Annotated in this window: 14 protein-coding genes; 6 read left to right on the top strand and 8 right to left on the bottom strand. The window is 39.8% G+C overall.

The features are described 5' to 3' along the window. Nucleotides 1-302 precede the first annotated feature (302 nt). Entirely contained in the window at nucleotides 303-1,064 is a 762-nt protein-coding gene (gene udp / locus AAEU30_RS20465) for a uridine phosphorylase (RefSeq protein ID WP_087533235.1), read from the top strand. On the opposite strand, the gene cdd is transcribed toward udp, so the two are convergent. The 3 genes from cdd to ppc all read right to left on the bottom strand — a co-directional run bounded on the left by cdd (nucleotide 1,050) and on the right by ppc (nucleotide 5,426). Continuing rightward, nucleotides 1,050-1,976 (bottom strand): cytidine deaminase, encoded by a 927-nt coding sequence (cdd, locus tag AAEU30_RS20460; protein WP_421962141.1) that lies wholly within the window; start codon nucleotides 1,974-1,976, stop codon nucleotides 1,050-1,052. The genes udp and cdd overlap by 15 nt on opposite strands. Before the next feature lie 49 nt (nucleotides 1,977-2,025). Next, nucleotides 2,026-2,403 (bottom strand): hypothetical protein, encoded by a 378-nt coding sequence (locus AAEU30_RS20455; RefSeq protein WP_087533233.1) that lies wholly within the window; start codon nucleotides 2,401-2,403, stop codon nucleotides 2,026-2,028. 377 nt (nucleotides 2,404-2,780) lie between these two features. After that, nucleotides 2,781-5,426, bottom strand: a complete 2,646-nt coding sequence (gene ppc / locus AAEU30_RS20450; RefSeq protein WP_421962140.1) for a phosphoenolpyruvate carboxylase — start codon at nucleotides 5,424-5,426, stop codon at nucleotides 2,781-2,783. Between the two features lie 217 nt (nucleotides 5,427-5,643). Between ppc and AAEU30_RS20445 the strand changes: the two genes are divergently transcribed. From AAEU30_RS20445 to AAEU30_RS20435, 3 genes are read left to right on the top strand one after another with little or no spacing between them, the layout of a single operon-like run. Then, entirely contained in the window at nucleotides 5,644-6,009 is a 366-nt protein-coding gene (locus tag AAEU30_RS20445) for a thiol-disulfide oxidoreductase DCC family protein (protein ID WP_421962139.1), read from the top strand. Further along, a complete protein-coding gene (locus AAEU30_RS20440; RefSeq protein WP_421962138.1) occupies nucleotides 6,009-6,743 on the top strand; it encodes an SDR family NAD(P)-dependent oxidoreductase in 735 nt (244 codons plus the stop codon). Before AAEU30_RS20445 ends, AAEU30_RS20440 begins: the two co-directional genes overlap by 1 nt. Nucleotides 6,744-6,802: 59 nt before the next feature. Then, nucleotides 6,803-7,411 (top strand): flavin reductase family protein, encoded by a 609-nt coding sequence (locus AAEU30_RS20435; protein ID WP_421962137.1) that lies wholly within the window; start codon nucleotides 6,803-6,805, stop codon nucleotides 7,409-7,411. A gap of 49 nt (nucleotides 7,412-7,460) precedes the next feature. On the opposite strand, the gene AAEU30_RS20430 is transcribed toward AAEU30_RS20435, so the two are convergent. From AAEU30_RS20430 to AAEU30_RS20420, 3 genes are all read right to left on the bottom strand, one after another. Next, nucleotides 7,461-7,859: a hypothetical protein gene (locus AAEU30_RS20430; protein ID WP_421962136.1), complete on the bottom strand. Its 399-nt coding sequence runs from the start codon at nucleotides 7,857-7,859 to the stop codon at nucleotides 7,461-7,463. A gap of 6 nt (nucleotides 7,860-7,865) precedes the next feature. Then, entirely contained in the window at nucleotides 7,866-8,810 is a 945-nt protein-coding gene (lhpI, locus tag AAEU30_RS20425; protein WP_421962135.1) for a bifunctional Delta(1)-pyrroline-2-carboxylate/Delta(1)-piperideine-2-carboxylate reductase, read from the bottom strand. A gap of 222 nt (nucleotides 8,811-9,032) precedes the next feature. After that, a complete protein-coding gene (locus tag AAEU30_RS20420) occupies nucleotides 9,033-12,026 on the bottom strand; it encodes a TonB-dependent receptor (RefSeq protein ID WP_421962134.1) in 2,994 nt (997 codons plus the stop codon). 797 nt (nucleotides 12,027-12,823) lie between these two features. Between AAEU30_RS20420 and AAEU30_RS20415 the strand changes: the two genes are divergently transcribed. Continuing rightward, nucleotides 12,824-13,792 (top strand): dihydrodipicolinate synthase family protein, encoded by a 969-nt coding sequence (locus AAEU30_RS20415; protein ID WP_421962173.1) that lies wholly within the window; start codon nucleotides 12,824-12,826, stop codon nucleotides 13,790-13,792. A gap of 84 nt (nucleotides 13,793-13,876) precedes the next feature. Here AAEU30_RS20415 and AAEU30_RS20410 read toward each other — a convergent pair whose 3' ends face one another. Both AAEU30_RS20410 and AAEU30_RS20405 read right to left on the bottom strand, forming a co-directional pair. Then, entirely contained in the window at nucleotides 13,877-14,122 is a 246-nt protein-coding gene (locus AAEU30_RS20410) for a linear amide C-N hydrolase (protein ID WP_421962172.1), read from the bottom strand. After that, on the bottom strand, nucleotides 14,116-14,292 hold the full coding sequence (locus tag AAEU30_RS20405; protein ID WP_421962133.1) for a hypothetical protein: 177 nt from the start codon (nucleotides 14,290-14,292) through the stop codon (nucleotides 14,116-14,118). The genes AAEU30_RS20410 and AAEU30_RS20405 overlap by 7 nt, the downstream gene beginning before the upstream one ends. A gap of 97 nt (nucleotides 14,293-14,389) precedes the next feature. Between AAEU30_RS20405 and AAEU30_RS20400 the strand changes: the two genes are divergently transcribed. After that, nucleotides 14,390-15,403, top strand: a complete 1,014-nt coding sequence (locus tag AAEU30_RS20400; RefSeq protein ID WP_421962132.1) for a GGDEF domain-containing protein — start codon at nucleotides 14,390-14,392, stop codon at nucleotides 15,401-15,403. Nucleotides 15,404-15,634 lie beyond the last annotated feature (231 nt).

Genomic DNA, 15,634 nt, shown 5'->3' with positions numbered 1-15,634 from the left:
TGACAACAAAGCCAATTTTACAAAGGCATGTAGAAAAAATAAATTTATCATTATGTAACATAGCTTTAGCTATAAATTAAAAACAACGCATAGATTCAAATTAAGTATATTAAAGGATAGATATAGTGTCTGTTTAAACAAGTCAACCGTTGTGTAGATTGATTAATTTGCTTCAGTGATTGAATATTCAAAGAGAATGAATAAAGCTGATAATCTAAAGCGGACATCCGTCCTGTACAGGCAATGTCATAATAGTAATGATGTTAGATTGACAATACTCATATGATTTAAAAGGCAACATTATGGAAAAGGTTTTTCATTTAGGACTTACTCGCGACGATTTACAAGGCGCAACGTTAGCAATCGTGCCGGGCGATCCTGATAGAGCTGAGCGCATCTCTAGTTTTTTGGAAAATCCACGTTGTTTAGTACAAACCCGAGAATTTCATGCTTACTTAGGCTTACTTAGCGGCCAACCTGTTGTAATATGTTCAACAGGTATTGGCGGCCCATCAACATCTATTGCAGTAGAAGAACTGGCTCAATTAGGTGTTGATACATTTTTACGCATTGGTACTACAGGGGCTATTCAGCCACATATTAATGAAGGTGATATTTTAATTAGCCAAGCATCTGTTCGCTTAGATGGTGCAAGCCAGCACTTCGCGCCACTTAACTACCCTGCCGTATCTGATTTTTTTGCGACCCAAGCCATGGTTAACGCCTGTAATAACTTAAATATTGATTTTCATATCGGTATAACAGCATCAAGCGATACCTTTTACCCTGGTCAAGAACGCTATGATACCTACTCAGGTTACGTACCAAAAGCGTTCCAAGGTAGTTGCGAAGAATGGCAAAAGCTTGGCGTAATGAATTACGAAATGGAATCGGCTACGTTATTCACCATGTGTGCAGCACTTGGTTTAAAAGCTGCCTGTGTGGCAGGGGTTTTAGTGAATAGAACGCGCCAAGAAATACCCAATGTTGACCACGGCGAGATTGAGAAAAAATCAGTTGCCGTGGTACTTGAAGCCGCTAAAGTGCTACTAAGTAAAGCTTAAACTATAGCTTTGTAAAGCTGGTAAGTTATCGTAACTTGCCAGTACAGCTTCACTCACTTGCAGTTGATTTTCAGCGCCTTGCGTTTGCACTAACTCTACCCTTGCAACAATTGCACTATCCATAGTTAAGCCTGCTAGATGGAGCTGACTGATTGCGCTTTGCAGTGGCGCAAGACTAGGGCTATACGCCGCATTTTCAGCATAACGCCCGTAAAAGCAGCCATTTTCAAATGTGGTTATTTTTACCGCACTATAGTTTTGTGTATACGGCACATAAGCTTGTTTTGCCTGTTCAATAAGCACAGGACAAACCTCTGAGTTTGCACCCACATGAGTAGATTGTGGAGCCGGATTAAACAAACTATATTGATTACCCAAATCCTTAGGTCCAAACGCGGCAGGCAACAATTCGGTGAGTTTAAATTGTTGAGTTGGCAATAAAATATCGAATGTTTCGGCATCTGCTAACTCATTCATAAATTGGCGGCAATAACCACAAGGTGCGTCACTAATCGCTATTTTAACAATAGACTTAGCACCATTGAGCCAAGCATTATTTATTGCTGATTGCTCAGCGTGAACCACTAAACTCAGCGGCTGATGTGCAAATTCAACATTAGCACCAAAATAAAAACTGGGCTGTTGCTGTGCATCTAACCCCACCACGATTGCCCCCACTAAAAACTGAGATATAGGCGCCACAGCAAATAAAGAGGCAATAGGTAAACAAGCCCTGAGCAATTCTGCTTGAGTGAGTGAGTGCTCAGTGCAAAGTGCATTAATATCTGCTGTATTTAATCGACCCTGTTGTGACTTAACTTGATTGAACAATGCATTACGCTCAGGTTCAGCAAATTCGAAAGTGTGCCCTGTTATTGAATTGATAGGCGAAGAAGATGTTGATGAAGTCATAAACAAATTTTACTTATTTAATGGCTTCACAGTGTAAAATGTTCAGCGACTAATTACCAGATTGATTTTCAAGCCAGCTTTTCGCAGTAGCAAAACATTCAAAGTTTTCTGCTGCTATATTAAACCGCTTTGCTTTTTGCAGAAACAAGTCGTGCATAAAACCATCAAAACTGACTATTCTGGCAATCAGGTAGTCTTTTAGCCAACCCGATATAGTCGGCATAATACTTAAAAGCTCGCTGGCTGGAAAATCGTGACTGAGCTCAGACACGTCGACCAGTAGCTTGTTACTGCTATACATTTCGCCATACTGCTGGGCAATCTGATAGAAATTAATCACATCCTGTGCACTTGCAGTCCCTTTTAATGTCATCATTATTAATGATGTGGATGCATCAAATGTGATGCAAGTTGAAACATTAGACATACAATAGACTCGGTTAATTGATGAAGTGCCAAAAAGCGAGGTATTGTAATTTTTTATTGGAGCGAGTCAAGAAATACCACCCGAACAGGTTAGACCAGGAATGATTTTCAGATAAAAGTACTATATTTATTGAGCGCAAACGGAACTTTCTGAGCTTAGTTCTTTACGCTTTTACTTGTAATCATGGCTACATAAAAACATAAATCACTTAGGGCTGGGGTAAAATGTAGTGTTTAATGCAGTTAAATACTACATTGTGGGCAATATAAAATTATATGCGCCGAGCCTTGTGAACACGGCGCACGTTGTGTACTGACATTACCCATTGATGGCCCCAAAGCTGCCAAAGAGCACAATGAAGCCATACATCACAATCATTAACCAGTATTACGCATACCTGCTGCAATACCAGTCATGGTGATCATTAATGCATTATCAATATCGCCTGATGCCCCTTCTTGCGCTTCGCGAGAGCGTTTAAGTAACTCCACTTGAAGTACATTGAGTGGATCAGTATACGGATTACGCAAACCAATAGACTCTTTGATCCAAGGTTGATCAGCCAACAAGCTTTGTTGCGGGCTCAATGATTGCACTAAAGCAATTGCCTGTTTAAGCTCTTTACGCAGCTCTTCACCTAATGGTTTATATTGTGGTTCAACCAATGCATCGTCATAATGAGCACTTAACCAACAATCTGCTTTGCTAAACACCATTTCAAGCATTTCTAAACGCGCTCTGAAGAACGGCCATTGCTGGCTCATTTCATTTAATGTTTCAACACCGTATTGCTCAACTGCTGCTTGTAAACCTGTAAGTGCACCTAACCAAGCAGGTAACATTAAACGGTTTTGACTCCATGCGAAAATCCATGGAATCGCACGTAGACTCTCTACACCACCATGTGGGTTTCGTTTAGCAGGGCGAGACCCCAGTGGTAATTTACCAAGCTCTTGCTCAGGTGTTGCCATTCTAAAATATGGCACAAAGTTTTCGTCAAAACGCACTACATTACGATAATGCTCGCATGACTTTTCACTGATCAACGCCATCACATCACGCCATTGATCTTTTGGCTCTGGTGGTGGTAATAAGTTACTTTCAAGCACAGCACCAGCGTAAATATTTAAGCTTTCTAATGCCACATTAGGTAAACCAAACTTAAAGCGGATCATCTCACCTTGCTCTGTTACCCGTAAACCGCCTTTTAATGAACCAGGCGGCTGTGAACGCAGAGCTTGTGCAGCAGGAGCGCCACCACGGCCAACGGTACCACCACGGCCATGGAATAATACAAGCTCAATACCGCGCTCTTGGGCAAGCTGTACTAGTTTATCCATTGCTTCATATTGCGCCCAACCAGCAGCCATCATGCCTGCGTCTTTGGCTGAATCAGAATAACCGATCATGACGTTTTGTACGCCCTCTGCTTGACCACGATACCAAGTATTATCAAGCAATTGCGTAATAACGCTGTGCCCGGCATTCAAGTCATCAAGGGTTTCGAATAATGGCGCTACTGGTAACTTAAAGCTACAGCCGCTTTCTTTTAATAACAACTGCACAGCAAGCACATCTGATGCCGTACGCGCCATTGAAATAATATATAAACCAAAGGTTGATGCATCTTGCTTTGCAATCACATCAAAGGTGTCGAGCACCTCTTGCACCTCATTGCTTGGCTGCCAATGCTTAGGAATAAGTGGACGACGAGAATTAAGCTCTGCAAGTAAAAATGCTTGCTTGTCTTCTTCTTGCCATTGGTTGTAATCACCCAAGCCTAAGTAACGGGTTAATTCAGAAAATACATCACCGTGGCGCGATGAATCTTGGCGCACATCCAGTTTGGCTAATCGAATGCCAAAACTATTAATTCGGCGTAACACATCCAGCAGTAAACCATTAGCAACCACACTCATATTGGCTTTAAGCAACGAGCGGTAACATGCTTCAAGTGGCTGCTTAAGTTGGCTAATGTCTGTAACAACATCTTGTGCTTCAGTGCGCGTGTTCATAATTTTAGCGCCAAGGTGAGCGACTGTTTCGCTTACTTGTGCTTTTAATACTTTTAATACCGCGCGATACGGTTCAAAATCCTGGCCCGCTAGCTCAACCAATTCGTCGCTAGCTTGAGACATTGAAAGCTCAGTGCTTAGTGTATCAATGTCGCGGCTGTATAAATCGAGGGCCATCCAGCGACCATGATCAAGAACTTGCTGAGTTACCTGCGAGGTCACAAATGGGTTGCCATCTCTATCTCCGCCCATCCACGATGTAAATTCGATGGGGCTATAATCGTTTGGTAGCTCAAGATCGAGTTGCTCTTTAACTTCTTTACTAAAGTCTCTTAAAAAGCGTGGTACTGCATGCCATAAGCTATTTTCAATAACTGCAAAACCCCATTTAGCTTCATCGATTGGGGTTGGACGAGAACGACGAATATCGTCTGTATGCCAAGCTTGACTTATTAGTTGCGCAATACGATTTAAAATGTTCTCACGCTCATACTCCAGGTTATCAGTACGCTCCAATGCGGCTAAACAATCGCTGAGTTCAACATGTTTATTTATAATTGTACGGCGTGTTACTTCGGTAGGGTGCGCAGTTAAAACTAAATTAATATGCAGTTTAGACAAACTTTCGGCAATTTCGTTAGGATCTAATTTACCCTGTTTAGCTTGGCTAGATAGCACTTTAAGTGTTTGGGTAAGCGGGCTTAGTTGACAAAAACCAACATCGTTAAAACGTGAAATAGTATGAAATTGTTCTGCAACATTAGCTAAATTTAAAAAGTGATTAAAAGCGCGAGCCACTGGTAATAGCTCTTCATCAGTTAAAGCATGCAGAACATCAATTAAGGCATGGCGGTCTTGCTCGTTACCTGTGCGCGATGATTTTGCTAAAGCACGAATTTCTTCCACTTTATCTAAAATCGCTTGTCCTTGGGTGTCTTTAATTGTTTGACCTAGTAGCTGGCCTAATAAATTGACGTTCCCACGCAAGGCGGCATATTGTTCACTCATTCCAAATACTCCATTGTTGATGTTTATACCCAAAGGGTACGATTAATAAGCGCTGCCGGACCTAAAAGCGTGGAGTGAGAGTAGAAACAAAAGTCGGCACGCACTTATCTTATTATTCTCAATACCTATTAATATCATCCATAAACACAATTTAACAGATCCAAAGCATATTCTATTTCGTAACAAGTAATAATGTACCGATAGATAAAACCTGCATATGATTATATTTTACGATGGCAACTGCCCACTTTGCGCAAAAGAAATGCAATCACTGAAACGCGCTGATGCACATAACAAAATTCAACTTGAAGACATTAACAAAGACGACTTTGAGCAGCGGTACAGCTATATCAAGCGTGAAGAAGCAATGGGATTTTTGCACGGTCAACAAGATAACGGTGAAATGATTTACGGCTTAGATGTTACCTTTGCAGCTTGGCAAACCGTTGGCCGCCATTCATGGTTAAAATTACTGCAATTACCTGTTATACGTTTTAGTGCTGATTTAGGTTACTGGCTGTTCGCTAAGTATCGTAAGCAAGTAACGTCTTTGTTTTGCAAAACCAGCTGCGGGATAAAATAATGGCCCCAACGTATGTTCTTTTCGGCGCAAATAGCGCTATTGCTAATGCCTACTTAAATACAATTGTTGAGCATGAGCCAAACGCGAACATTATATGCGTTAGTAGGCAGCCCATTAACCTAAGTGATAACCGCATCAAGGTTAAATCATTCATTTGCGACTACTCTACAGCAAGCCTGAACGACTTAACTCACTATCTAAAAGGCCATAACGTAAAACCACATCAGGTCGTTATATTTAATGGACAGCTACACAACGAAGAGTTCATGCCTGAGAAAAAACTTGAAGATATTAATGCGAATTATTTCAATAGTATATTAAATACAAATACATTAACGCCAATACTGTGTTTGCAAGCAATTATACCGCTACTAGATCACCATACACCCTGTACTATTACCAGCTTAAGCGCTCGCGTTGGCAGTATAAGTGATAATAAACTAGGCGGTTGGTATAGCTATCGCGCCTCAAAATCAGCGCTCAATATGCTGTTTCAAACTGCTGCCATCGAACTTGCCCGTCGAGCAAAGCAGACTCGACTCGTTTTATTTCACCCTGGTACTACAGATACAGCCCTGTCAAAACCATTTCAAAAGAATGTTCCACAAGGGAAATTATTTACTGCGCAATATGTTGCTCGTTCTCTATACACTCTTTTAAATCATCCGCAGCGGCTTGGTGATGCAGGCAATTGTGCTTATATTGATTACCAAGGAAATACCATTGCTTGGTAACTCATTTAAACCCGTTTTAAATAGTCAGCTTACTTTAACATTCACAAAAAGGATTAAAAATGCACTTTAACAAAGATGCACTCGAACAACTTGATTCACGTTATCGCGCTCACCTAATCAACTCGTTGTCCGGTTTTAAAAGTGCCAACCTAATTGGCACGCAAAATAAAGATGGGCAGACCAACCTCGCCATAGTTAGCTCAGTGTTTCATTTAGGCGCGCATCCGCCACTGGTTGGCATGATAATCCGCCCACACAGCGTACCCCGTCATACTTTCGAGAATATAAAAGAAACCGGTATTTATACTATTAATCAAATTAACAGTGATATTTATAAGCAGGCACACCAAACCTCAGCTCGCTATGATGCAAATGAGTCAGAGTTTGATGCAACCGGTTTAAAAACAGAGTACTTAAATGACTTTAACGCCCCCTTTGTTTCACAGAGCCGCTTAAAATATGCCTTAAAGCTTGTTGAGCACCAACACCTTGCAATAAACGGCACTGAGTTGGTGATAGGAGAAATTATAGATCTACATATAAACCCAGACGTTATTAGCGATGATGGTTATATCAATATTGAATCTCTCAATACAGTGGCAGTAAGTGGCTTAGACAGCTACCACACGACTAATCTATTGGCCCGATTACCGTATGCAAAAAAATAACGCGCCAACTAATTACCACTCAAACTTATTACTGCTAGCTTATTAGGATTTAACTAAATCGAAAGCTTCCAATAAATAAAATTAGCCCAGCTAATAGCCATATTAAAGCAAATTTGTGCCACAGCTGGGCATTGTTGTATACATTATTGGGGTTATCTTTATCGACCAATAATGTACATGATTTGCCTGACTTAAAAAGAGAAAATAATTTTTCATCATGGCCAATCATCACACTATGCAAATGATTATTGTATCGAAAGCTAACTAACATCGTCTGCTGCTGCGTCAGCTCAAGTGCGGCAACTCGGTTATTAACAACAGCAGTGATATTATCAATTTTACATACTCGCCAATGGTGCTTTCTCACTTTGCATTTAAGCCATCTTAAAAAAGGCAGTAAACCCACTAGCGTAAAACAAATACCTAAAACAAATAATAAACTGCTCATTATTAATTAACCCTGTAGTGACTGATAAACATGATTAGCCGCAATTAAATCACTTAACGCTGTACCTACTGATTTAAATAAGGTTATGTCTGTTTCATTAAAACGTGCATAATTATTTTCTTGCGCTAACTGAGCGAGTTCAGCGCATACATCTTGCTCGCTAAACATTCCTTCTTTTATTGGTATCAATAACTCTCCTGCTTCGCCTAGCACATTTACACGGCTATCAACGTAAACTCGGCTGCGAGTAATTGTTTTTGTATCACACTCTCTCGATTCACTATGATGGTTGCCAATTAAATCAACATGTGTGCCTGGTTTTAACCAGTTTCCATCAAACAAGGGGGCCGCAGAGCCTGTTGCACAACTAATTACATCTGCACTGTGTATAGTTGACTCATCACTTTTTCCTATAACAACATCAATATCAGCGAATGCTGCCCTTAAACGGTTTTGTAATACCCTTGCTTTTTCTTGATTGCGCGCAATTAGCGTAACACGCGTAAAGTTTCGCACACTTAGATGCGCTCTTATCATGTACTCAGCCAGATTACCGCTACCAAAAAAGACAAAGTGCTGGCTGTTTTCTCGTGATAAATAATAACTGGCTAGTGCCGATACTGTTGCCGTGCGCCATAATGTAATGCGAGTTCCATCGACCAAAGCTAATGGCTCGCCATGCTCGCGCGAAAACAACATTATTTTAGAATACAAAGACTCATAGCCTGTTTGGCTATTTTCTGGAAAATACGTAAATGCTTTTACACCTATGACCTGCTCATTCCAGGCTGGTAATACAGCAAACGCATCATGTTTCAAATTACTATTATCAAGCTCGTATACATTGCGCTTAGGCATACCAAACTCTTGTGAAAAACCTGTACGCATCGCGGTGAGTAAAGTTTCAAAATCCAGCACTGAATCAATCTGATTTTTATCAATGATTTGCATTATTATAATTCCAATTCAAAAGGTTTAGAGGTATGAGTTAGTAGCTCAAAACCCACTGCAAGAGGTTCCTATAACGAAAAATGCCGAGCATTTCAGTGCCCGGCATCAAAGCTGTCTCGCTCTATAAGAGAATGTGCTTAAACATTGATCAGTTTTAGTTTTTCGCTTGTTAGAGACTATCCTTAACTAAAACTGAAACCCAACAGCCACTTACCAGGGAACTTAAAATTCTATACGAGCAGTTAATGACATATAACGAGCACCTTGACGGTCAGTAACTAAACCATAGTCAGGGTTTAACTCTAAGCCGTTATCGCCATACTGAGCACGCTCTTCGTTAATATTTATCGCACTATCGCTGTTAAATAAATTATAAACAGTGCCTTTTAAAATCATATCTGAACCAAAAAAGTCAGTGTAGTAAGTTAATGACATATCTACATTAGTCATCCAAGGTAAGTTACCTTTACTACCACGTGGTGCAGGGTTGCCATTTTCATCATAGTGCGATGCTTGGTCATAGTACTTACTAATACATGCATCCCAAGGAGTGCCTTGCTCACAGCTATCAACACCTTCTGGGTGAACTGAGAAGTAGCTCTGGGGACGACCTGAAATAGCGCTTGCAACTAAACCAACGGTGAGTGCTTCAGTAATATTGTAGGCACCACTGAGTTTGAATGAATGACGATGATCGTTTGGTAAATTACCATAACCATGATCCATCAAATCGCCGTAGTCATACGAGGTTGTCCAACCTGGATCGGCTTGGTTGTTATCCGTTTTGACTAATCCTTCAGTGTTACCATAACTATGTGACCACGTATAAGACGTATTAATTCGTAAATCATCCGTAACATTACCATCTAAAGTAAATTCAAGAGCGAGGTATTTACGTTGAGCTTCTGGTAACGCAAGTTCTTCAGCGCTCAAATTAACGTTATCTACTTCACCATCACCGTCGAAGTCATACGACATTTGAATCGCTTCACCAGGGTTGTTTAGTACATAATATGAGCCTTGGCCTACATTATCTTCAATACCCATTTCAGCTAATTTTTTCGCAAGTACTGGACCTACATCGGTGTCTTCTACACTGCGACCTAGATCACGATAAATAGCCCGTACACCTGCTGACATCGTATCAAACACTTCTTGTTGATAACCAATTGTAAACTCATCGCTGTACATTGGTTTTAAAGAAGCCGAGGCAATTAACCCTGGTTCAGTAATACCACGTTGACGCCAGCTTCTATCACCTATCATACCACCACGGCTAGGTGAACCATCAGCTGTTAAAGAAGGTGAACCATTGCCTTCTAATTGGTCTAATTCGAAATACTCAAACCATTCAATAGACGCAGAACCTTGTGTGACATTCATGTTCGCAGATACTGGTTGGAAATAACGACCAAAAGTTGCAAATACTTTTGCACTACCATCACCACTAACGTCATAAATAGCTTGTAAACGTGGCGCGATTTGATTATCAATATCAACGAAAGCACGGCCGTCTGAAACAGTGTTTTCAAACTGGCTATAACGCAAACCCATGTTAAGCACTAAATTATCAGTTGCTTGCCATGAATCATTAATATAAAACGCTAATGAAGTGGTATCAGAATCTACTTCACGACTACGTACTCGTCTTTCGATATAATCATTACCTAATGCTGCACCAGAGACATCGTTTTCACCAGCTGTTTTTATAGTCCACCAGCCTTCAGCGTCCCCAATACCATTTTGACCTTCAAAGTAATCAACTTTCACATTGGTGTAATCGATACCAAACTGGATTGAATGCATATCCAAATCCCAGTTAAAGTCAATTCTAGCTTGGTCACGAATATACTCTTCTTCTGTTATTCCTGAATTAGTGTGTTGGCTTAACGTTAAAAAGCCATTTCTTTCGTCCCAAACACCTGGATTAGGTGATGCAACAACGTTTTCAACATTTTCAGTTACGCGTCCAACGACTGCTGACACAGAGAACGTATCACTAAGGTAGCCATTGTAGTTAATGCTATAAACCTTGCCGCCATCTTCACCCGGTGCGTCTACACCTTGCTGATCACCAATAACATCATCCTGCCAACTATAAGCAAACGTTTTATTAGTCCAAGTACGTTTGTTATTCATTGCAGAGAAGCCAACCGAGTGATCTTCATTAATAAACCAATCAACTTTGGTAAACCAACGGTCTTCATCACGTTCAAAATCAGAAAATGTGGTTTGCCCAGCACTGTTCGACTCTTCTCTGCGTGGAGCAAATAGACCATAGAAGAAAAGCGTATCTTCAATAAGTGCACCGCTCGCCCATAACTGTACTTCTTTAAAGTCGTAACTGCTCTGTTGCGTATTGGTACTGATGGTACCGCTATCTTGGAATATTGAATCATGCTGACTACGAAGACTATCAGGATCCCAGCGCACCTCTGCACCAAATTTAAAATCGTTATCACCCGATTTAGATACAGCGTTTACAATACCGCCTAATGCACCACCAAATTCAGGGCTAACACCACCGGTTTTAACTTGAGTTTGAGAAATAGCTTCCCACGGTAGACGAATTGAACCCAACCCTGTACGAATACTTGTTACATTCAAGCCATTAAAGTAGTAGCCATTTTCAGCTGCTGATGCGCCACCAAAACTAGAAGCACCTTTAAAATTAGAGCCACCTGGAGCCGCGGTACCTGGTGCAAGTAAAGCAATACTCTCAAAACCCGTATTTACTGGCATAGCTTTAAGCTCAGCATCGCTAAACGTTAAGCCAGAGGTTGAAGAGGCCATATCAACACGACGAATTGCTGAACCGGTTACTGCGATACGCTCAATGTCGGTGCCAGCTTTAAAAAGTTGTACATCAAGGATAATTGACTGACCAATCGTGACATCAACATTTTCTTCAGTCATTGTTTCGTAACCATCTTTTACAATAGTCACGTCATAAGTACCCACAGGTACATTACGTAATAAGTAATCGCCCTCAGCATTACTTGTGATGGTGTAGACTAAACCTTTACTCTTATGCTTAAGCGTAATTGTTGCGCCAATTAAATCATTGCCTGATTGCGCAACAATGTGACCTTTTACAATACTACTACCATCAACTGCCTGAGCAGCAGGTGCCATCATTAATGCTGCTGTTACCGCCGTTGCCAATAGGGTTTTTACACCCGCACCCCGAGTTTGCTTTTTATTATATGTAAACATGTAAATGTTCCTTGATCCTGTTGATTTATTGTCTGTCGTACCTCTGACGTAAAAAATATACACTTATTACATATTGTATACAATATTAAATATCCATTTAATTCGCATAATATTAAAAATATGAAACAACCACAATCAACGTTAGGGTTTTTTATGTTTATATTCAGTGGATTACATATTTAAATATAAATTTAAAAAGTACCATGAGTAAGAAAATTAATTTCTATATGGTAAATAGTAACTACTGAAATCAAACTTTAGCGTTCGAAATGGGTAAAAAACGAGCATAAAAAGTAACATTTTCGCAATTAACACAATGACCGAGAATAAGCGCTCCGCACTAAATGACTAAAAGCAGTCAGGAATACAAAGCTAAAAAGTCTATAACAACTATAAAGCCACGCCACACAACTCAATAATTAGCTATTGAGGTAGTGTGCCTATCGTAACGACTTCTGCTGTTAGCCCATGAAATATTTTGACTTTACCGGATTTTTCATGAATGAGTTTTAACAAAGGTGCATGTATTAAGTCTATGCTCGCTTACACTCTGCATCGTTCGCTGATTAACTCTACAACCCTATGTAATTGCAGAATTAAAAAGTAAAACTTTGCCCTAATTTAGTAGGGCATAACGGCAAAATATAGCCGTTTTTACCGACTATCCGCTCTTATCTGTGATTGAACTTTAAGCTGGATTTATAGTTTATTCTTATCCCAGCCTTGCCGAAGTTAATTTTACTGATACAATAAATTTGTATAATGTATACAATTACAAATTTAAAAGAGGAAATATGATGCACACGAACAGTAAAGATTGGCGATATACAGTGATGCCAGCGGTATTTACATGGCTAAAAGAAACAGAGTCTGGAACCGTTGAAATTGACCTTGATGCAACGCAAAAATACGCTGCCGACATTTTAAAAGTGCAAGGAAAAGGTGGAACTCGCATGGGGGGCCTTGTTGGCTCTGGTACTTTGGGTGAAAACAGCTACCTGAGCTCCGAGCAGCGTCTTTCTTTACTACAAGCCCTTTCAAGTGTTGCTAAAGAATACAATGTTCCATTGATCAGTGGCGCAGCAGCAGAAACAAAAGAAGAGCTGGCTAAAATCGTTACAGAGCTCGCCACTGTTGGCGTAGATACCGTAATGGTGATGCCACCCAAAACAAAAGAGTCACCTTCTGATGAAGAAATGTATGAGTACTATGCACTTTCTGCTACAGCTGCAAAAGAAGCCGGCATAACAATAATGCCTTATAACAACCCTGACGCCGCTGGCTACCATGCGCTATCAACTGCTCTTCTTACTAGACTTGCTGCTTTACCTGAAGTAACAGCACTTAAAATATCTACTATAGATGTATCAGTTATTGAAACCATGATGCTAGAAAATAAAGACTTAAAAGTACTAGCTGGTGTAGATACCGTAACTGTACATGCAGGGCTTGCTGGCGCATGCGGTGGAATTACAGGTGTTGGTTGTATATTTCCAAAAGCAAGTGTCACTATGCAGGAGCACGTAAATAAGGGCGAATGGGCTGAGGCAAATAAAATATCTCAAGCTATGAACTCTATATCTTACCTTGATGCACAGCCGCTACTTCTAGAGTATCTAAAGTATGCTTTTGGTATTCATCACAATGATACAACTGGGGGCCTTCGTACCTTTGGTAAAAAGTTAACTCAACAGCAGATTGATGATGTTCATACACGCTATATCAAAGCAAAAGAAAGACTTGAGATTCTAGGTTTAATAGACTGATTACTTCAAAAGTTGACAAAAAAGCTCCGTTATTACGGAGTTTTTTGTCTCTAGAGTTTGACAATTTGATACTCGCTCTACTCGTTAGTTAACGATGTATGGCTCTTGAACACTTGCACATGTATCAAGTATATATTGCACCATACGAAGAATACCTAAACGAGGTTTATCAGATTTTGTCTCATCAGGGAATCGTGTTTCACCATCATACAACGCATTAATAACCAGTCCTTTTTCATTTAAGCCATCAGCGGCAGCAAAAGCAACCTTTGACGACGGGTACTCTAATACCGTAACAAGACTTCTGTAGCTTGATGTCCATGTTAGAATGCTGGTATTGTTTTTACCATATTCTGTATCTGCAAAATTTTATCTACTCCTTGGCGCTCCAAACCTGCCGGGAATGCATAAAGACCGCTGTTTAACTGCCAATACCAATCCATATTCCTCCCCGTTGCAGGGAACTCTTTATTTTGACTGTTAAACATTCTTGTACACATATACACTCCTATTAAAGTGTTTAATTATTAAAATAATGTTGCCGAGGTGACAAAGCCACGATGACTAATCCACCTTAACTTTACGAGTAAAGTAAAAATGCATACCAGTAGTACTTTAATTGATAACCAAGATAGGAAACGGGTTTTACTTGCTGCTAATTATTTTATAGCCGTGATGAGCGCTTTTACTTCTTACATTAATTTTAAGGTTGGCACCTATTTGGCGCTTGCTTCTATTCAAGCCGTAGTTGTTTTTATATGCTTTTATTTAATTTTAAAAATTCGAAGCGATAAATTGAGGCTATCATACAGTTTAATAACCTCTTCCATATATATGCTATTGGTGACTTATGCAACCTACATGAGCAATTTAAACACGGCGATTGGTGCATGGGGAATGACGTTACCCGTTTTATTTTATTTTTTAAATAGTATACGGCCTGGCTTTATCTTTTCCATCATGTATTTGTTCATATACACTTGGATTTTAGTCGGTGTTTATAATACACAAAATATAAAACCATTAGCGAACTTTGTTTTAGCGTACCTTATTGTTTGGGGGATCGCGCACGTTTATGAAAAAAACCGCCTAAAAAATCAAGCTCAGTTGACTAAGTTAGCTTTAAAAGATCCATTAACCAATGCAAACAACTTACTGGCATTGAGGCATGATTTTGAGCAACGAACGAAAGCTGAAAAAGATGTTGGTTTAGCCATGCTAGACATAGACTTTTTTAAAAAAGTTAATGATACCTACGGGCATGATGTTGGGGATGATATATTGATGCAACTGGTAGAGCTTTTTCAGAAAAAAGTATCTGAGAAAGATGTTTATCGTACAGGCGGCGAAGAGTTTGTATTATTATTTGATGCCAGTGAAGATGAAGCGTTAAAAGTGTTAAAAGAAATATGTACAGAAACAGAGCATAAGACATTTAACTGTTCCAATGGAAATAATATAAATGTAACTCTTAGTTGCGGGTTTATTCATTTTTCTGCTATAGCGCTACAAGAACCTAATAGTCTCTCTAAAATGTTAAAAACAGCCGATCTATTGTTATATCACGCAAAAGAGCAAGGGCGAAATCAAATAATCACAAGAGAAAATTAAATAAATGTGCCTGTCCTGTTTCTCATGTTCCTGTTGTAATAATGACTATTGATATTGGGCAAGAATATAAATATCAAATTACTCGAAAATGACCTTTCGCTATGATGCGAGGACGTTCAAAATTCTGTGTCAGCTTAAATTCTTAAATATCGAGTACGCTGTCTAAGCGTCCTTCAAAATAAATGGCCAACTGAGATAAACACAAGCTCCAATTGTGGATTGGCATGGTCC

Source organism: Pseudoalteromonas mucoides (assembly GCF_049257175.1).
GTDB lineage: Bacteria > Pseudomonadota > Gammaproteobacteria > Enterobacterales > Alteromonadaceae > Pseudoalteromonas.
Note: the sequence above shows the minus strand (reverse complement) of the source record. Positions and strands in the feature narration are given on the sequence as shown.